14 protein-coding genes and 1 riboswitch are annotated in these 19,226 nt (G+C 71.0%); of the genes, 8 read left to right on the forward strand and 6 right to left on the reverse strand.

Translation table 11 applies throughout. The features are described 5' to 3' along the window. The first annotated feature begins 69 nt into the window (after positions 1–69). On the forward strand, positions 70–2,298 hold the full coding sequence (locus tag ACEYYH_RS05815) for an NADP-dependent isocitrate dehydrogenase (RefSeq protein ID WP_374977311.1): 2,229 nt from the start codon (positions 70–72) through the stop codon (positions 2,296–2,298). Positions 2,299–2,441: 143 nt separating this feature from the next. Here ACEYYH_RS05815 and ACEYYH_RS05820 read toward each other — a convergent pair whose 3' ends face one another. Continuing rightward, positions 2,442–4,379: a L,D-transpeptidase family protein gene (locus tag ACEYYH_RS05820; protein ID WP_374977312.1), complete on the reverse strand. Its 1,938-nt coding sequence runs from the start codon at positions 4,377–4,379 to the stop codon at positions 2,442–2,444. Between the two features lie 222 nt (positions 4,380–4,601). Here ACEYYH_RS05820 and ACEYYH_RS05825 point away from each other — a divergent pair, with 222 nt between their 5' ends. From ACEYYH_RS05825 to ACEYYH_RS05850, 6 genes are all read left to right on the forward strand, one after another. Further along, positions 4,602–5,801 (forward strand): ROK family protein, encoded by a 1,200-nt coding sequence (locus ACEYYH_RS05825; protein WP_374977313.1) that lies wholly within the window; start codon positions 4,602–4,604, stop codon positions 5,799–5,801. 131 nt (positions 5,802–5,932) lie between these two features. Further along, positions 5,933–7,207 carry an extracellular solute-binding protein gene (locus ACEYYH_RS05830; protein WP_374977314.1) on the forward strand — a complete coding sequence of 425 codons (1,275 nt, stop codon included), beginning with the start codon at positions 5,933–5,935 and terminating at the stop codon, positions 7,205–7,207. A gap of 87 nt (positions 7,208–7,294) precedes the next feature. Further along, entirely contained in the window at positions 7,295–8,260 is a 966-nt protein-coding gene (locus tag ACEYYH_RS05835) for a carbohydrate ABC transporter permease (protein ID WP_374977315.1), read from the forward strand. After that, positions 8,257–9,099 carry a carbohydrate ABC transporter permease gene (locus ACEYYH_RS05840; RefSeq protein WP_374977316.1) on the forward strand — a complete coding sequence of 281 codons (843 nt, stop codon included), beginning with the start codon at positions 8,257–8,259 and terminating at the stop codon, positions 9,097–9,099. The genes ACEYYH_RS05835 and ACEYYH_RS05840 overlap by 4 nt, the downstream gene beginning before the upstream one ends. Positions 9,100–9,142: 43 nt before the next feature. Then, entirely contained in the window at positions 9,143–10,096 is a 954-nt protein-coding gene (locus ACEYYH_RS05845) for an ROK family protein (RefSeq protein ID WP_374977317.1), read from the forward strand. Positions 10,097–10,104: 8 nt separating this feature from the next. After that, positions 10,105–10,884, forward strand: coding sequence for a glucosamine-6-phosphate deaminase (locus tag ACEYYH_RS05850; protein WP_374977318.1), 780 nt, complete (start codon positions 10,105–10,107; stop codon positions 10,882–10,884). A 21-nt stretch (positions 10,885–10,905) separates the two neighbouring features. Here ACEYYH_RS05850 and ACEYYH_RS05855 read toward each other — a convergent pair whose 3' ends face one another. The 5 genes from ACEYYH_RS05855 to ACEYYH_RS05875 all read right to left on the reverse strand — a co-directional run bounded on the left by ACEYYH_RS05855 (position 10,906) and on the right by ACEYYH_RS05875 (position 17,675). Then, positions 10,906–12,297 carry an FAD-binding oxidoreductase gene (locus tag ACEYYH_RS05855; RefSeq protein ID WP_374977319.1) on the reverse strand — a complete coding sequence of 464 codons (1,392 nt, stop codon included), beginning with the start codon at positions 12,295–12,297 and terminating at the stop codon, positions 10,906–10,908. Next, positions 12,294–12,755 carry a YrdB family protein gene (locus tag ACEYYH_RS05860; RefSeq protein ID WP_374977320.1) on the reverse strand — a complete coding sequence of 154 codons (462 nt, stop codon included), beginning with the start codon at positions 12,753–12,755 and terminating at the stop codon, positions 12,294–12,296. The genes ACEYYH_RS05855 and ACEYYH_RS05860 overlap by 4 nt, the downstream gene beginning before the upstream one ends. Positions 12,756–12,811: 56 nt before the next feature. Further along, positions 12,812–14,743 carry an RNA polymerase sigma factor gene (locus tag ACEYYH_RS05865; RefSeq protein ID WP_374977321.1) on the reverse strand — a complete coding sequence of 644 codons (1,932 nt, stop codon included), beginning with the start codon at positions 14,741–14,743 and terminating at the stop codon, positions 12,812–12,814. Between the two features lie 253 nt (positions 14,744–14,996). Beyond that, a complete protein-coding gene (nagA, locus tag ACEYYH_RS05870; protein WP_374977322.1) occupies positions 14,997–16,133 on the reverse strand; it encodes an N-acetylglucosamine-6-phosphate deacetylase in 1,137 nt (378 codons plus the stop codon). Between the two features lie 27 nt (positions 16,134–16,160). After that, positions 16,161–17,675 (reverse strand): beta-N-acetylhexosaminidase, encoded by a 1,515-nt coding sequence (locus ACEYYH_RS05875; RefSeq protein WP_374978167.1) that lies wholly within the window; start codon positions 17,673–17,675, stop codon positions 16,161–16,163. 151 nt (positions 17,676–17,826) lie between these two features. Beyond that, a riboswitch (ZMP/ZTP riboswitch) is annotated at positions 17,827–17,911 on the forward strand. Positions 17,912–17,949: 38 nt separating this feature from the next. On the opposite strand from ACEYYH_RS05875, the gene glyA reads away from it, so the two are divergent. Next, on the forward strand, positions 17,950–19,224 hold the full coding sequence (gene glyA, locus ACEYYH_RS05880; RefSeq protein WP_374977323.1) for a serine hydroxymethyltransferase: 1,275 nt from the start codon (positions 17,950–17,952) through the stop codon (positions 19,222–19,224). Positions 19,225–19,226: the final 2 nt, after the last annotated feature.

Below are 19,226 nucleotides of genomic sequence, written 5' to 3' on the forward strand. Positions count from 1 at the left end.
ATCTTGACGTCGAGATATCTCGGCCGCTTGCGATAGGCTGAACGCCGACCCGCAAGAAGGACGTGACTGGTGACCGACTCGACCATCATCTACACCTACACCGACGAGGCACCGGCCCTCGCGACCGCATCGTTCCTGCCGATCGTGCAGGCCGTGACCCGCCAGGCGGGAGTGGACGTCGAGACCCGCGACATCTCGCTCGCGGGCCGTATCCTCGCGGCGTTCCCGCAGAACCTGACGCCCGAGCAGCAGGTCGGGGACGCGCTCGCCGAGCTCGGCGGCCTCGCGACCCTCCCCGAGGCCAACATCATCAAGCTGCCGAACATCTCGGCCTCGATCCCGCAGCTCAAGGCCGCCATCGCCGAGCTGCAGGCGCAGGGCTACGACATCCCGGACTATCCGGACGAAGCGCAGTCTCTCGAAGACAAGGACGTGCGCGCCCGCTACGACCGCATCAAGGGCTCGGCCGTCAACCCCGTGCTGCGCGAGGGCAACAGCGACCGCCGTGCGCCGCTGTCGGTGAAGAGCTACGCGCGCAAGCACCCGCACCGCAACAAGGCGTTCGATGAGGGCTCGAAGACGCGCGTCGCGACGCTGGGCCACGACGACTTCAAGTCGAACGAGAAGACCACGGTCATCCCCGCGGACGACGTGCTCTCGGTGCGCTTCACCGGCGCCGACGGCACCACCACCGAGCTGAAGACCGGCATCAAGGTGCTCCCCGGCGAGATCATCGACGGCACATTCCTGTCGGCGGCCGCGCTCGACGCCTTCCTCGCCGAGACGCTCGAGACCGCAAAGGCCGAAGACGTTCTTTACTCGGTCCACCTCAAGGCCACGATGATGAAGGTCAGCGACCCGATCATCTTCGGCCACGTCGTGAAGGCGTACTACGCCGACGTGTTCGACCGCTACGGCGACAAGATCGCCGAGGCCGGGCTCACCCCCAACGACGGCCTGGGCGCGATCCTCGCGGGCCTGGCGAACGTCGAGGGCGGCGACGAGATCGCCGCCGCGTTCGCCGCCGCGACCGACACCCCGCGCCTGTCGTACGTCAACTCCGACAAGGGCATCACGAACCTGCATGTGCCGTCCGACGTCATCGTCGACGCGTCGATGCCCGCGCTCGTCCGCAACGGCGGCAAGCTGTGGGGCGCCGACGGCGGCGAGGCCGACACGCTGGCCGTCATCCCCGACTCGTCGTACGCCGGCGTCTACCAGACCGTGATCGACGATGTCATCGCACACGGCCCGCTCGACCCCGCGACCATCGGCACCGTCCCGAACGTCGGTCTCATGGCGCAGGCTGCGGAGGAGTACGGCAGCCACGACAAGACGTTCGAGCTGGCCGCAGCCGGCACCGTCCAGGTGGTGAACCAGGCGGGCGACGTGCTCCTCGAGCACGCCGTGCAGCCGGGCGACATCTGGCGCGCGACGCAGACCAAGGACGTCGCCATCCGCGACTGGGTGAAGCTCGCCGTCTCGCGTGCCCGCGCCACCGGCGCTCCCGCCGTGTTCTGGCTCGACGAGAACCGCTCGCACGACGCGGCGCTCATCGCCAAGGTGAAGACCTACCTCGCCGACCACGACACCGAGGGCCTCACGATCGAGATCCTCGCGCCGGCCGCGGCGACCCAGTACTCGCTGGACCGCCTGCGCAAGGGCGAAGACACGATCTCGGTCACCGGAAACGTGCTGCGCGACTACCTCACCGACCTGTTCCCGATCCTCGAGGTCGGCACGAGCGCCAAGATGCTGTCGATCGTCCCGCTCCTCGCGGGCGGCGGCCTCTTCGAGACCGGCGCGGGCGGCTCCGCGCCCAAGCACGTGCAGCAGCTCCTCGCCGAGGACTATCTCCGCTGGGACTCGCTCGGCGAGTTCTTCGCGCTCGCCGCGTCGCTCGAGCACCTCGCTGATTTCACCGGCAACGGGAAGGCGCAGGTGCTGGCCGACACGCTCGACGCCGCGACCGGCACGTTCCTGGAGAACGACAAGTCGCCCGGGCGCGCGCTCGGAACCATCGACAACCGTGGCAGCCACTTCTACCTCGCGCTCTACTGGACGCAGGAGCTCGCGAAGCAGCAGGTCGACGCCGAGCTCGCGGCGGCCTTCGCCCCCGTGGCCGAGGCGCTCGCCGCCAACGAGCAGAAGATCGTCGACGAGCTCCTCGCGGTGCAGGGCTCGCCCGTCGAGATCGGCGGCTACTACCGCCCCGACGCCGAACTGGTCGCCGGTGTCATGCGCCCGTCGCAGACCTTCAACGAGGTCATCGACGCGCTGCTCGATCAGCGGAGCTGATCGAGCAGGAAGCCCGGTCGTTGAGCGTCCGACGCGTCAGCGGCGGACCTGTCGAAACGAACGACCGATGAGCGAGAGGGCGGATGCTGCAGCATCCGCCCTCTCGTCGGTCTCAGGGGAGCCGCGTCGAGAGGCGACCGCGGTCAGGCGTGGACCCAGACCTCGGTGCCGCGCGCGGTCCAGTCGTAGACGAACTTGGCGTCGTCGTTCCACATGTTCACGCAGCCGTGGCTCTGCGGAAAGCCCAGGCGGCTGCGGAAGTTCGAAGCGCCGTGGAAGGCGATGTCGGGTGCGAACCACGTGATCCAGGGCACGTCCTCCGTGCAGTAGCTGTTCACGGCGGCGGGGTTGTAGCAGAGGGCGCCCATGTCCTGCATGCGGGTGTACGCATTCACGGTGAAGTGCCCGGTGGGCGTCGGCGTTCCGGAGAGGCCCGACGAGATCGTGTACGAGGCGACCACGTTGCCGTTCTCGAAGAGGGTGGCCGTCTGGCTGGAGAGGTCGACCTCGACGGTGCGGGCGAACGTGGAGACCACGGGCGCGACCTCGGTCACGGGTGTCTCGAACACCGCGTTGCCGGCCGCCAGCTGCGTGGCGAAGTCGGAGGCGAAGTCCGTGGTGTCGCCGACCTCGCGCCCCGAGATTCCGGGCGCCTCCTCGCGGAGGACCTTGCCCGCCGAGTTGGTGATCACGGCGCCGTTCTCGGCCGGCCGGTTCACCGCGGCGGGAAGGCCGTCGACGGCGGACTGGATCGCGGCTTCGTCGGCCGTGATCTCGTACGCGCCGTTCTCGGGGTCGGGAGCGATGGTCAGCCACGCGGCCAGCGTCGCGCGATCGATCGGCACCGTGCGCTCTTCGCCCACATAGAAGCCGGCGGTGTCGAGCATGCCGTTCAGCTGCGCGACGGTCGCGTCCGCCGTCTCGGTGGAGATCGCGGCGGGCACCTCGGCCGGAACCGGATCGAGCTGTACGCGCTTCTCGCCGGCCTCGAAGGCCGCCTGGATCGCGTCCTGGACGGTGCCTACGTCGATCCCGGCACCGGCGACAGCGGGCGTCGAGACGTACGACGCGGTGGCCGCGTCGAACGCGAGCGTCGCGTCGGTGGCGTCGGTGTAGAGCTGCGGCGCGACCTCGCGCAGTGCTTCGGTCGCCGCCGCGGGGTCGAGTTCGATCTCGGCATCGGTCGCGGCGAACCACGCCGTCGGGTTCCACATCGGGTGCTGTGCGAACGCGGCGTCGGCGAGCGCCTGGGCATCGACCGCGGCGCCGAGCTCGGCACCGGTGACCTCAGCGTCCTCGCCCGCTCCCGTGAGAACGACGGTCGTCTCCGCCAGGCGCTGCTCGATGGCTTCGGCGGCCGCGCCGGGCGTCAGCCACCCCACCGGCACGCCGGCGACAGAGGTTCCGGGCGCGATGAGCACGAGCGACGATACGACGAGGCCGACCACGGCGACGCCGGCGGCCGCGCTGATCCAGATCGCGGTGTGCTTCTTCTTGGGCTTGGGTTCGGCCGGCGCCCACGCGAAGGTGGGGGAGGCGTCCGCCGGAGCGGTCGCGGTGGCGACCGCGGTCGCCGTCTCGGACGAGAGCTCGGCGGTCGGCGCGAGGGCTGTTGCGGCCGCCGGGGCGAGCACAGCCGTCGCGACGGCGACGGCCTCGTCGTCGGTGGTGCCGGAGGCCTCGGCGTCGGCGTCCTCGTCGACCTCGGGCGCGTCAGCGAGGGCTGCCTCGTCGGCGGGCTCGGGCTCAGCCTCGGGCTCTCCCTCGTCCGCGGGCTCGACCTCGTCCGCGGGCTCGACCTCGTCCGCGGGCTCAGGCTCGCCGTCCGCTTCCGGCTCGGCTTCATCGCCCTCGGCCGGCTCGGGCTCCGCGTCCTCAGCGGGGGAGTCGTCCTCGTCCGCAGGCGCGACGGCGTCGGCCGTCTCGGCATCCGCCGGGGCCTCAGCATCCGTCTCATCCACGGCATCCGCTGCCGTCGCGTCCGCCGATGCGGACTGCTCGTCCTCGACGGCCTGCTGGGCCTTCCCGGCGTCGTCCCCGGACGCCTTTCCGGCCTGCGACTCGGTCGCCAGATTCGTCACGCCACACCCCCGACTGTGATCCACGCTTCCCCCCCCATGGTAGGCGACCCGCCTGGGTGCTGAGGTCACGTCATGGTCACGCACGAACCGCCGGTCACGCAGGGAATCAGGCGTTCGCCACGGCAACGATCCGAACCCGGCGCATCACAGTTTTGTAAAGCATCCGCTCAAATAGGGTTCGAGGACTTGCGAAAACTTAGTTCGTAAGGTCTACTAACAAACATGCCCAACACGGAAGCGCGACGCGGCCCTTCCATTATCGACGCGCCGCAGAGCCCCACCACGAATGCCCGCGCATTCGCCCCTGGACGCACGCTCCGCCAGGGTGCGAAGGTCCTGCCCGAGCACGCTCGCGGTCACAACCGCTCGCTCGTGCTCCAGACGCTGTTCCACCAGGGTGCGATGAGCCGCGCCGACCTGTCCCGCGAGACGGGCCTCACCCGGGTCACGATCTCCGACCTCGTCGCCGAGCTCATCGCCGACGGGTTCGTCGCCGAGATGGGAGTGCGTGAGGCCTCGGGGCCGGGCAAGCCGGCGATCCTCGTCGACCTCGACCACGCCGGGCACCGCATCATCGGGCTCGACCTCTCGGGCAGCGACACCTTCATCGGCGCCGTCCTCACGCTCGACGGCGGCATCGTCGCGCGACGCGAGGTCGCCGTGCCGGACGCCGACGTCCTCGTCGACACCGTCGTGGAGCTCGCGCGAGCCCTCGTCGCAGACTCCCACGCGCCCGTGCTCGGCATCGGCGTCGGCACCCCCGGTGTCGTCGATGACCGCGGCGTCATCCTGACCGCCCCGAACTTCGGCTGGGCCGGGTTCGACCTCGAAAGCGCGCTGCGCGGTGCGCTCGGCGTTCCGGTGCTGGTGGCGAACGACGCCAACGCCGCCGTGCTCGCCGAATACACGTTCGGCGGCGCGCCCGACGACGTGCTGCTCGTCAAGGTCGGCCGAGGCGTCGGCTCCGGCCTGCTGCTGGCGGGCCAGCCCATGCGCGGCAGCCGCTTCGCCGCGGGTGAGATCGGTCACGTCACCGTCGGCACAGACGGCGGTCCCCAGTGCGCGTGCGGCAAGGTCGGATGCCTCGAAGCCTGGCTCTCGGTGCCCTCGCTGACGTCGCGGTTGAACGCCGCCGGCGATCGCGCCGCGCACGAGGGCATCCTCCGCGACGCGGGGGAGCGGCTCGGCATCGCACTGGCCCCCGTGGTCGGCGCCCTCGACGTGTCGGAGATCGTCCTCTCCGGCCCGCCTGAACTCCTCGGCGGCTCCCTCGCGGAGCAGACCGTCGAGACACTCCGCGCGCGCACGCTCGCGCCGTCCGTCGACGAAGGCGTGCGCGTGCGGATGACGGAGCAAGGCCAGGACATCGTCCTGCGCGGCGCGGCCGTCATGGTCCTGTCCGGACAACTCGGGGTGTCCTGACACAGCGCGATTCCCCGTCGGATCCCCCGGATCCTGAACAACACGGAGCGCTCCTCGCGAGCATCCACCCCCGGATGGGTCACCCGACCCAGCCGAAACACCAAGAGAAACCGAAAACGAAGGAAGACACGATGAAGAAGACGCTTGGAGCTGTGGCGCTCATCGGCGCCTCGGCACTGGTGCTCGCCGGCTGCGCCGGCGGCGGCGACAACGGCGGCGGCTCGGGGTCCGAGGAGGGCGCCGAGATCCGTGTGTGGCTGGTCGGCACCGACACCCCGCAGGACGCGCGCGACTACCTGAAGGAGACCTTCGAGGAAGAGAACCCCGGGTCGACGCTGGTCATCGAGGAGCAGCAGTGGACCGGCCTCGTCGACAAGCTCACCACGAGCCTGTCGTCGAACGACAGCCCCGACATCGTCGAGATGGGCAACACGCAGGCTCCCGCGTTCACCTCGAGCGGGGCCCTCCTGAGCCTCGCCGACATCGAGGGCGACCTCGGCGGCGACGACCTGCTCCCCGGCTTCGTCGAGGCCGGCAGCTGGGACGGCACCCTGTACGCGGCGCCGTACTACTCGGGCGCCCGCGTCGTCTTCTACAACACGGCGATGTACGAGCAGGCGGGCGTCGCGGTGCCCACCACGCTCGACGAGTACGTCTCGAACGGTGTGGCCCTCGCAGGCGCGCTGCCGGGCGTCTCGGGCGTCTACTTCCCGGGCAAGGACTGGTACAACGGCCTGCCCTTCATCTGGGAGAACGGCGGCGAGATCGCCGTGCAGGACGGCGACGAGTGGGACGCTCAGCTGTCGAGCGACGAGTCGCTCGCCGGCCTCGCGCAGGTCCAGGAGCTCATGACCAAGGCGTCGCTCGCGCCGAAGGACGGCGACGAGGCCGACGGATGGGTGCCCTTCCGCACCGAGCAGTCCGCCACGTACTCGGCTCCGAGCTGGGCCTACTGGTCGATCGTCGCCGACGAGGACAAGCAGCCGACGGCCGTCGCCGACATCACCGGCTACTACGCCCTCCCGGGCATGGACGGCGGCGCCGCCCAGGTCTTCGCGGGTGGTTCGAACGTCGGCATCGCCGCGAAGTCGAAGAACCCCGACCTCGCCAAGAGCGCGCTCGAGATCATGCTGAGCGACGAGTACCAGACGATCCTCGCCGAGAACGGCCTCGTTCCCGCGCTGGTGTCGCTCGGTGACAAGGTCGCCGCGGCCACGCCCGAGCTCGCGACCGTCATCGCCGAAGCCGCCGCCAACTCCAAGCTCACCCCGGCTTCGCCGAACTGGGCGGACGTCGAGGCGCAGGGCATCATGCAGGACCTGTTCGTCAACATCGCGAACGGCGGCGACATCAAGGAGCTCGCCACCGCAGCCGACGAGCAGATCGAATCGATCCTGAACGGCTGACATCACTGAACGGGGTGCTCCGTGCCGCGGGGCACCCCGTTCCATGCCCGCACTGGGCTCGACACAATTCTTGAGAGGAGGTTTGCCATGACGACGATCCCCGCAGAAGCGTCGGCGCCGCCCGTCCCGTCACCCGAGTCGCGGCCAGACCCCGAACAGCCGAGGAAGCGCAGCTTCCCGTGGGCTCCGCTCGCGTTGATGACGCCGGCCGTGATCATGCTCGTGGTCTTCATCGGCTGGCCGCTCGTCCAGCTGGCGATCATGTCGTTCCAGAAGTTCGGACGCGCGCAGATCTTCGGCGCCCCGCCGGAGTTCATCGGCATCCAGAACTACACGGACGTGCTCACGGATCCCGAGTTCTGGGCCGTGCTCGGACGCAGCATCGCCCTGTGCATCGTGAGCGTCGTCGCCACCATGCTCCTCGGCGTCGCCATCGCCGTCATGATGACCAAGCTCGGCAAGGTGATGCGCACAGCCGTGTCCGTCTCACTGCTGCTCGCCTGGGCCATGCCCGCACTGACCGCGACGATCGTCTGGGGCTGGATCTTCGACACCCAGTACGGCCTCGTGAACTGGCTGCTGACGCAGGTCACCGGCCAGAACTGGATCGGCCACAGCTGGCTCATCAACCCGGTGAGCTTCTTCAGCGTGGCCGCGATCATCATCACGTGGGGAGCGATCCCCTTCGTCGCCTTCAGCACGTACGCCGCGCTCACCCAGGTTCCCGACGAGGTGCTGGAAGCCGCCGCTCTCGACGGCGCCGGCGGCTTCGCGCGCTTCCGACTCATCGTCTTCCCCTACCTGCGCTCGATCCTTCTCGTGCTCCTCGTCCTTCAGGTCATCTGGGATCTGCGTGTGTTCGCCCAGATCTACGGCCTGCAGTCGATCGGCGGCGTCCGTGCCGAGACCAACACGATCGGCGTCTACATCTACAGCGTCTCGATGGCCTCGGGCGACCTCGGTGCCGGCGGCGCGATCTCGGTCATCCTGGTCGCGATCATGCTCGTCATCTCGGGCTACTGGATCCGCACGATGCTGAAAGAGGAATCATGACCGCCCGGCCGCGTCGCGCCGTCTCGCGCGTCTTCCTGAACACCGCCGCCATCGTCGTGATCGTGGCATCCCTGTTCCCCGTCTACTGGATGCTGAACACGTCGCTGTTGCCCGCCTCCGCCGTGCGCACGACGACACCGCACTGGTGGCCGGACGAGTTCACGCTCAGCAACTATCAGGAGGCGCTCGGCGACGAGAGCCTGATCACGGCGCTGCTCAACTCGCTCTCCGTCACGGGGATCACGCTGGTCGTCGCGCTCGCCTTCGCGTTCCTCGGCGCGATCGCCGTCTCGCGCTACCGGTTCCGCACGCGCACCGCGTTCATCATCGCGATCCTCGTGATCCAGATGATCCCGATCGAGGCGATGATCATCTCCCTGTTCCGCCTGCTCGACGGGTGGTACCTCCTCAACACGATCATCGGCCTGAGCATGGTGTACATCGCCGTCGTGCTTCCGTTCACGATCTGGACGCTGCGAGGCTTCGTCAACGGAGTTCCGGTGGACCTCGAGGAGGCGGCGATGATCGACGGGTGCAGCCGCAACGGCGCGTTCTGGCGCATCACCTTCCCGCTGCTGGCTCCCGGCCTCATCGCCACGGGCGTGTTCGCCTTCATCCAGGCGTGGAACGAGTTCCTGCTCGCGCTGGTCATCATGACGCGCCCGGAGTCCAAGACCCTTCCGATCTGGCTCCAGTCGTTCGTGCAGGCGACGAAGGCCACCGACTGGGCCGTGGTCATGGCCGCGTCCACGATCATGGCAGTCCCGGTCATCGTGTTCTTCCTGATCGTCCAGCACCGCATGACGAGCGGTCTTGTCTCGGGGGCGGTCAAGGGCTGATGCGCACGAAGGACCACGCCGCCTCCCACGGGGAGGTCGGCCGATGAAGGTCGGGCTGGACGTCGGCGGGACCAAGACCGACGCCGTCGCTGTCGACGCCGAGGGAGCGATCGCGGGTCGCCTCCGCATTCCCACCGGATGGGGCCCGGATGCTGTGGCCCAGACCGTCCTCGATGCGGTGCGTGCGCTCGGCACCGAGGCCGGCGTCGACCTCGCGGCGGTGCGGTCGGTGGGGGTCGGCATCCCGGGTCAGATCGAGCCGGGCACCGGCCGCGTCGTGCACGCGGTGAACCTCGGGGTCGACGAGCTCGACCTCGCCGCCGCCGTCGCGCCCGCGCTGGGCGTGCCCGTGCAGGTCGAGAACGACGTCAAGGCGGCCGCGCTCGGCGCGCACGCACTCCACACGCGCGGGGGCGCCCCGGCGCCGGGGTCGATGGCGTACCTGAACCTCGGCACCGGGATCGCGGCCGGCATCGTCTCGGACGGCGTGCTGTGGCGCGGCGCGCGCGGCACCGCCGGCGAAGTCGGTCACATCTCGGTCGACCCGAACGGCCCCCTCTGCCGGTGCGGTCAGCGCGGCTGCATCGAGGCCTTCGCAGGCGGCGGCGCGATCGCCGAGCGCTGGGCGAAACGGTCGGCCCTGCCCGTGCGCGACGTCTTCGACGCCGCCGACGCGGGCGATGCGTCGGCGCGGCAGCTGCGGGCCGGTCTCGCCCGGGGCGTCGCCGCCGCGATCCGGGTGCTGGTACTGACCGCCGACGTCGATATCGTGGTTCTCGGAGGGGGTGTGACGGCATTGGGAGACCGACTGATGACGGATGTCGCAGCCGAGCTCGCGGCCAGTGCCGAGGCATCCCCGTTCATGCGCTCGCTGCACCTTGCCGACCGGGTCGAGCTGCTGCCGCCGGGTTCCCCGGCCGCCGCGCTCGGAGCCGCGCTCGTGGGCGCGGAGGGCGACGCCACACACAACACCCAGGAGGCCCTGATTCATGGATGAGATGTTCCATGGCTGAGATCGTCATCGTCCGCGACAAGGCGGCAGCGGGGGCGCTCGTCGCCGACCACATCGCAGGGCTCATCCGCTCGAACCCCGAGACGGTCCTCGGCCTCGCGACCGGGTCCACTCCGCTGCCCGTGTACGAGGCGCTGCGCTCGCGCCTCGAAGGCGTCGACCTCTCGCACGTGCGCGGCTTCGCGCTCGACGAGTATGTGGGGATCGACCCCGCGCACCCCGAGAGCTACCGCTCGGTGATCACGCGCGAGGTCGTGGAGCCGCTCGGCCTCAACCCCGAGCTCATCCGCACGCCCGACGGCACACCGGAGGGCATCGAGCACCACGGTGAGGAGTACGACGGGGCCATCCGCGATGCGGGCGGCATCGACCTGCAGATCCTCGGCATCGGCACCGACGGGCACATCGGATTCAACGAGCCGGGGTCGTCGTTCTCGTCGATCACCCGCGTGAAGACCCTCACCGAGCAGACCCGCCGAGACAACGCGCGCTTCTTCGACTCGGTCGACGACGTGCCGATGCACTGCATCACGCAGGGCCTGGGCACGATCCTGCGCGCCCGGCACCTCGTGCTCCTCGCGTTCGGCGAAGGCAAGGCGGCGGCGGTCGCCGGCGCCGTCGAGGGTCCGCTGTCGGCGTCGCTCCCGGGCTCGGCGATCCAGCTCCACCCTCACGCCACCGTCGTCGTGGACGAGGCCGCCGCGTCGCAGCTGACCCGCTCCGACTACTACCGCTACGCCTACGACAACAAGCCCGCCTGGCAGGGCATCTGACGCGGGGACGGATGCTGCGGCTCAGCGCGCGAAGACCTTGCCGGGGTTGAGGATGCCCTGGGGGTCGAAAACTCGCGTGATCTGCCGCTGCAGCTCCCACTGGTCCTCGCCCAGTTCGTCGGCGAGCCAGCGGCGCTTGAGCACGCCCACGCCGTGCTCGCCGGTGAGGGTTCCGCCGAGGCGCAGCGCCGCGCGGAAGAGGTCGTCGGCGGCCGCCCAGATGTGGTCCGGCGCCTCGACGACACCGAACTCGTCCGGCTCGGCCTCGAAGATGAAGTTGGGGTGCAGGTTGCCGTCGCCCGCGTGAGCGACCGTCGGGATCACGACGCCGTGCTCGCGCTCGACGCGGGAGATCTCGTCGAACATCGCTGGCAGGGCGGAACGGGGCACCGAGACGTCTTCGATGAGCGCGGTGCCGAGCGACTCCATGGCGGGGTGCATCGACCGGCGGATCGCCAGCAGCCGCTCACCCTCTTCGCGGTCGTGCGAGACGGCGACGGTCCCACCGGCGCGACGGAGCACCTCGGCGATGGCCTCGGCTTCGGCGATCGCGGCCGGGCCGTCGGTCTGGATCGTGAGCTGAGCCGCGCCGGGGGTCGGGGCCTCGAGCTCCAGGAGCGCGTGGACGGCGGCGAGGGACGCAGCATCCATCAGTTCCATGATCGCGGGCTGCGCACCGGACGCGGTGACGGCGGCGGACGCCTCGGCCGCCGTGCGCACGTCCACGAAGGTGGCGGCGATCGTGCACACCTCGCCGGGCACCAGGCGGCGGAGCTTCAGCGTCGCTCCGACGACGACGCCGAGGGTGCCTTCCGACCCGACGACCAAGGACGTCAGGTCGAGGCCCGTCACGCCCTTGACGGTGCGGTGGCCGAGATGCAGCAGGCGGCCGTCGGCGAGGACGAGGTCTACGCCGAGCACCGCGTCGCGCACCACGCCGTACTTGGCGCACAGCAGCCCGCCGGCCCCGGTCGCGATGTTGCCGCCGACGGTCGAGATCGCGCGGCTCGCAGGGTCGGGCGCCCACCAGAGGCCGTACGGGGCGAGCGCGGCGTTGAGGTCGGCGTTGAGGATGCCCGGCTCGACGACCGCCAGGAGGTCGTCGGGGCGCACCTCGAGGATGCGGTCCATGCCGCGCACCGACAGCGCGATCTCGCCGTCGCCCGCGTTGGCGCCGCCGGCGAGGCCCGTGCCGGCGCCGCGGGTCGCCACGGGCGTGCCCGTGCTGCCCGCGATACGGAGGGTCTGCTGCACGTCGTCCACGCTGCGCGCGTGGACGACGGCGAGGGGAAGACCGGATGCCGCGTGCCCGGACTTGTCGGCGCGCGCGGCGTGGAGCGAGTCCGGCGAGGTGTCGACGCGATCGCCGAGCGCCGCGCGGAGGAGGGCGAGCGCGTCGGCGCCCGAGGTCACGACAGGCGCCGCCGGCCGGCGACGAGCCCGGCGGTCACGGCCACGACGCCGAACGCGAGGCCGATCCAGGCATTGCCCATCGACCACCAGGCGGCCGTCGCGGATACGTAGACGAGCAGCTCGACGACGGCGCGCACGAAGGGGTGCACCGCGAACACGGCGCGCGGCGACACGAAGAGCGCCCAGAGGAGGATCGCGATCACGGGGGCCCCGACACCCGCGACGATGTTCCACGGGAACGGCCACATCGTGAAGCCCCACAGCGCGAGCGTGCCGAACGCGAAGATCTCGCAGACGAACGCGATGATGTCGATCGCGGCCAGCGGCGAAGCCTTGCCATCGGCCAGCGGCGAAGCCTTGCCATCTGCCAGCGGTGAAGCCTTGCCATCGGCCAGCGTGCGCTTTCCGGGCGCCGGTGCGGCGGGGCGCGCGGGAGTGACGTTCGGCGTGTCGGACATGGCTTCCAGTCTACGGCGGCGTACGGTGCGCGTCCGCCGCGGCCCCTGTGCGCGGGTCAGTTGCCGGCGTCGGTCGGGACGGTCTCGGCCGGCACGCTCTCGACGGGGGCGGTGTCGGTGACCTCGGCATCCGCGGGCGCCTCGGCGCTGAGCGGCACCGCGTCCTCGCGGTCGACGACGCCGCGGCCGAGGCCGCGCGGAATGCTCACGCTGCGCTTCGTCGTGCCGGTGCCGGCGCCCGTCGTGCCGCCGTTGCCGTTGCCGGTCCCGTTCGTCGGGGTGCCGTTCCCGGTCGAGCCGCCGTTCCCGGTGATCCCGCCGTTGCCGCTGCCGGCCCCGTTCGCCGGGGTGCCGCTGCCCGCGTTGCCGGCCTTCCCGTTGCCGTTCCCGTTGTTGCCGGACTCGTTGCCGTTGTTGCCCGAGTGATCGTCGTCGTCGTCCTGCGCGTTGCCGTTGTTGCTCGTCGCGTTGCCGTTGTTGCCCGACGTGCTGCCCTTGCCGCCCTGCGCGTTGCCGTTGCCGCCCTGGGCGGTGCCGTTCTCGCCCTGCGCCGTGCCGCTGCCGGTCTGGCCCGTGGCCTTGCCGCCGCCCGACTCCGCCGTGTCCTCGCCCTGCGAGCTCCCGTCGACGGCCGCTGCGTCGGGCACGACGGGGAGGTCCGCCGGGCCGGGGCCCGGCTCTGCCGGAAGCTGGAGCGGCGAGTCGCCGGTGTCGTCCTGAATCAGCGCCGGCGCGTTCACGTTCTCGGCCGCGACCTCGGTCGTCGGCGCGGGAGTCGGTGCCGGCTCCGGGCCGGCCGCGGCCGGCAGCATCACCGCCGCGGCGACCACGCCGCTGACGACGACGAGGCCCGCGGCGGCGAGCCCGGAGGCCGCGCCGATGCCGGCGACCGCCGACGTGCCGAAGACCGCCGCCGACGAAGCGACGGCGGTCGCCGCCCCTGCAGCGCCGACCGCCCCCGCCGATCCGACACCGGCCGACGTGACCGCCGCACCGGCACCTGCGCCCGCGCCGGCACCCGCACTCGCGCCTGCCCCCACGACTCCGCCCGGCGCGATGGCGACGCTGCCGTGCACCACGCTCGAGGGCATCGAGGCCAGCGTCACGAGCGACGCGCCGCCGCCCTGCACCATCGCGAGGTAGCCCGCGGTGCCGACCGCGCCGAGCGCGATCGGCAGCAGCACGAGCGCGAGACGGCTCGACACCTCTTTGGCCTCGCTCGCGACGATCGAGCACCGTACGCAGCCGGTGAGATGCCGCTCGAGCTTCGCGTGGTCGCGGCGACCGAGATTGAGGCGCGAGTACGCGCCGAGGTGCTCGATGGTCCATTGGCAGTCCGAACCGTCGAGCACCGACCGCAGGTGCGCCTGGATCCAGGCCTCGCGGAGTCCTTCCCGCGCGCGGAACGTCAGCTGCGCGACCGCCGTCGGCTTCATGCCCAACAGCGGCGCGATCTCGGCGGGCTTCATGCGCTCGATCTCGGAGTACCAGAGCACCTCCTGCCACCGGGTCGGAAGACTGCGGAAGGCCTGATGCGTGAGCCCGCGGTCGAGCGCGGCCTCGCTCTCGTGCTCGACTCCGGAGGGATCCTCGATGCCGTCGAGCTCTTCGTACGCGGTCTCGCGGCGCGCGCGCCCCCATGCGGCGGCGGTGTTCCGGACGCTGGTGAACAGGTAGGCGCGGAACGACCCGGTCGGCCCGCCGCCCTGGACGATGGAGTGATAGATGCGCGTGTACGCCTCCTGCACGAGGTCATCGGCATCGAGGCTCGAGGTCATGTTGCGGGCGACGGTGACGCCCGCGCGGTAGTGGCGCCGCCACAGCTCCCCGAACGCGCTGGCATCGCCCGATCTCGTCCGCAGGACGAGGTCGGCGTCGGAGTGACCGGGGACGTCGGTCTCGTGCCCCTGCACGTCGTCGTGGTCCATGGATCCCCCAGTTCCGCGGCGCACATCGACGACGTCGATCCCGGGTGCGGACCGCGGCATGTCCCATTGTCGTCGCCGCCTCCGGATTTGACCAGGGCCGGACTCGAAGCCGCAGCATCCGTCCGAGCGAATTTTCAGAACTCGCGTAATAGATGGGGAGTCGCGCGGTCTCTTTCGTCAGAGTGGCCGGCCGCCCTTGTGTGGGGCACGACGGCGGCCGCCCCCCCGCGGGACTCCCGCGGACAAGGCGGGGCTCGGAGGTATCTCGGGGGAGGGACCTTCGGCCCCGCCTTTCACGGGCGCGCGAGCGTGCTCAGGCGTCGCGCCCGTCGACCCAGACGCGGCGCACCGCGAGGGCGTCGTCGAGGAGCACCGCGTCGGCGCGGGCGCCGACCTCGAGGGTGCCGAGGTCGTCGCGGTGGATCGCGGACGCGGGCTGCCGGCTGAGGGCGTGCGACGCGGCGTCGAGCGGCACGCCCGCGCCCACGACGCGGCGCAGCGCTGCGTCCTGCGTGAGGGTGGAGCCGGCGATCGCGCCGCCCTCTTCGAGCCGTGCCACGCCGTCGGTCACCCGCACCGCCAGCCCGCCCAGCTCGTACCGGCCGTCCTGCGAGCCGGCCGCGGCCATCGCGTCAGTGATGAGCGCGATCCGGTCGCCGGCGATCGCGAACAGCGTCGCGATGAGCTCCAGGTCGACGTGCACGCCGTCGGCGATGATCTCGAGCGTCACGCGCTCGTCGCGCAGCCCCGCGACGACCGGACCCGGAGCGCGGTGGTGGATGCCCGGCATCGCGTTGAACGCGTGCGTGATGAGTGTCGCGCCGGCGTCGAAGGCGCGCCGCGTCGTGTCGGCGTCGGCGTTCGTGTGGCCGACCGCGACCGCGACCCCGGCGTCGACGAAGCGGCGGATGGCGTCGAAGGCGCCGTGGCGCTCCGGGGCGAGCGTGACCTGGCGGATCGTCCCGCGTCCTGCCTCGAGGAGACGGTCGACGGATGCCGCGTCCGGCGCCCGCAGCAGCGACTCGGTGTGCGCGCCCTTGTGGCCGGGGTCGAGGAACGGGCCCTCGAGGTGCGAACCGAGGACAGTGGGATCGGCGTCGCAGAGGTCTGCGACCATGGCGACGCGGGCGGCGAGGTCGTCGATCGGTGCGGTGATGAGCGAGAGCACCGCGCGCGTCGTCCCGTGGGCGCGGTGGGCGGCGCGGGCCGTCGCAACGGCCTCGGGGCCGTCGTCGAAGCTCGCGCCGGCGCCGCCGTGCACGTGGATGTCGATGAAGCCGGGGACGAGGCATCCGTTCCCGCCGTCCACGACCTCGTCCGCAGCCGGGAGCTCGACTCCTGCGCCGGCCGCCGCGACGCGGCCGTCGTCGAACAGCGCCCACGCGTCGGTGCGGTCGCTGTCGACCGCGGCGCAGCCCAGCAGGCGGACGGAGTGGACGAGGGTGCTCATGCGGTGCTCCGGATCACTCGGCGAGGGTCACTCGGTGACCCACGGGATCTCATCGGACGGGTGGAAGCCGATTCCCATGCTCGTCCACAGCGGGCCCAGCGCGCCGACGCGCGCGCGGAACGACGCCCACGTGCGCAGCGCGCTCGCGCCCGTCGCGGGAGACCAGGCGGCCTCGGCGGCTGCGGCGGCGCGCGGGAAGGCCATGGTGTCGATGTCGGCGGCGGTGCGGATCGTCTCGGTCCACAGCGGCGCCTCGACGCCGAGGATGCCGGCGTCGTCGACGCCGGGCACCACGTCCGACGGCTCCCACGAATAGGCGCGCTCGACGCTCGTCGGGCCGTTCGCCCACGTGAGGCCGAGCTCAGGGCCGTTCGGGTACTTCATGTCGAGGTAGATCGCGTCGGCGGGAGAGAGGATCAGCTGGGCGCCGTTGTCGACGAAGGCGGTCGCCTTCTCAGCGGCGCCCTCCTGCGGCGTGAGGAACCCCCAGTACTGGCCGACCGCGGTGTCGGCGATGCCGGTCGCCGCGCCCGCCTCGTGCCATGCCACCGGCGTCTTGCCGAGGTCGGCGATGATCTCGCTCGCGCGCGCCACGAACTCCGCGAAGTCCTCGTCCGTCGTCGAGAGCGACTCGTCGCCGCCGAAGTGCAGGTACGGCCCCGGCGTCATCGCGGCGAGCTCGCCGAACACGTCGGCGACGAAGTCGTACGTCGCCTCGTCGTGGATCTTCAGCGACGAGAACCCGACGGCCATGCCGTCGTACGGCGCGCCCACGCGCGGCTCCTCGCCGCCGTAGTCGCGGATGATCTCGCGCATGTGGTCGCTGATGCTCGGGTCCTCCGCGAGCTCGGGATACGCGAGGCCGACCGCGTGGGTGTGGCCGGGCATGTCGATCTCGGGCACCACGATCATGTGACGGGAGGCCGCGTACTCGACGATCCCGCGGTAGTCGGCCTTCGTGTAGAAGCCGCCCGGGTCTGCGCCCACCGACGTGCCGGACGCCGTCTCGGTGAGCTCGGGCCGCGCGTCGAGCTGGATGCGCCAGCCCTGGTCGTCGGTGAGGTGCAGGTGCAGCGCGTTGAACTTGAGCGACGCCGCGTGGTCGATGTACGCCGTGACGGTCTCGACGGCGTGGAAGTGGCGGGCCACGTCGAGCATGACGCCGCGGTACGCGAAGCGCGGAGCATCCTCGATCGTCACGGCGGGGATCGTCCATCCGTCGCGGTCGCGGGCGATGAGCTGGCCCAGTGTCTGCACGCCGTAGAAGAGGCCGGCCGCGTCGGCGCCGGTGACGACGACGGATGCCTCGTCCGCGACGATCCGGTACGACTCGGGTGCGCCCGAGCCCGCGTCGACCCGCAGGTCGATGCCCGCGCCGTCGCCGGTCGCGAGGGTCAGCCCCGTGCGAGCCTCGACGATCGCGGCCAGGGCGGCGGCAGCATCCGTGTCGCCCTTCACCGCCGTGGCGGACGTGAGCCGCAAGGGCGCGCCGGAGCCGGCCTCGATCGAGACGGGGGCGGGGACGACGGCGGGTAGCGACACGGTGTCTCCATTCTGTGCGACCGGGGTGCAGCCGGCCAGCAGCGCAGCGACGAAGACCGAGGCCGCGACAGCCCGTCCTCGTCGACGTTTCATGTAAAGAGTCCTAACAAAAGGGATCGGACTCAGCCTAGCCGGTCGAGTTCCGTTATGCTCGGTGTGTCGCGACTGGCGTTGAGGTGGGCCACCACCGGGGAGCGACCGACTACGGCATTCGACCGCACGCCTGGGCCGATGTGGGACACCCCTATCCGAAAGCCGTGAGTCTGGAGATCGCATGACCGATCAGTTCTTCAACGCCCCGCTCGCCGAGGTCGATCCCGAGATCGCCCAGGTGCTCGACCGCGAGCTCGACCGCCAGCGCGGTTACCTCGAGATGATCGCCTCCGAGAACTTCGTGCCCGTGTCGGTGCTGCAGTCGCAGGGCTCGGTGCTGACCAACAAGTACGCCGAGGGCTACCCGGGCCGCCGCTACTACGGCGGCTGCGAAGAGGTCGACGTCGCCGAGGAGCTCGCGATCCACCGCGCCAAGGCCCTGTTCGGCGCCGAGTTCGCGAACGTCCAGCCGCACTCGGGCGCCACCGCGAACGCCGCCGTGCTGCACGCCATCGCGCGCCCCGGCGACACGCTGGTCGGCCTGTCGCTCGACCAGGGCGGCCACCTCACGCATGGCATGAAGATCAACTTCTCGGGCCGGCTCTACAACATCGTCGCGTACGGCGTCGACCCCGAGACCTCGACGATCGACATGGACGAAGTGCGCCGCCTCGCCATCGAGCACCAGCCCAAGGTGATCATTGCGGGCTGGTCGGCGTACCCGCGTCAGCTCGACTTCGCCGCCTTCCGTGCGATCGCCGACGAGGTCGGCGCCACGCTGTGGGTCGACATGGCGCACTTCGCCGGTCTCGTCGCGGCGGGTCTGCACCCGAACCCGGTGCCGCACGCGCACGTCGTGTCGTCGACCGTGCACAAGACGATCGGCGGCCCCCGCTCGGGCTTCATCCTCACCAACGACGCCGACATCGCGAAGAAGATCAACACCGCCGTCTTCCCGGGTCAGCAGGGCGGCCCGCTCATGCACGTGATCGCGGCCAAGGCGACCGCGTTCAAGCTCGCGGCGACCCCCGAGTTCAAGGAACGCCAGGAGCGCGTGCTGCGCGGCGCGCACATCATCGCGGATCGCCTGTCGCAACAGGATGTGAAGGACGCCGGCATCGCGGTCCGCTCGGGTGGCACCGACGTGCACCTCGTGCTCGTCGACCTCCGGAACGCTCAGATCGACGGCAAGCAGGCCGAGGACCTCCTGCACGAGATCCACATCACGGTGAACCGCAACGCCGTCCCGAACGACCCGCGCCCGCCGATGGTCACGTCGGGTCTGCGCATCGGCACGCCGGCGCTCGCGACCCGCGGCTTCGGCGACGCCGAGTTCACGGAGGTCGCCGACATCATCGCGCTCGCGCTGCAGCCCGGCGCCGACGTCGAGGAACTGCGCCTGCGCGTCTCGGCCCTGACCGCCGCCTTCCCGCTGTACCCCGACTTCCGCCACTGAGC

Source organism: Microbacterium trichothecenolyticum (assembly GCF_041938625.1).
Taxonomy (GTDB): Bacteria; Actinomycetota; Actinomycetes; order Actinomycetales; family Microbacteriaceae; genus Microbacterium; species Microbacterium trichothecenolyticum_D.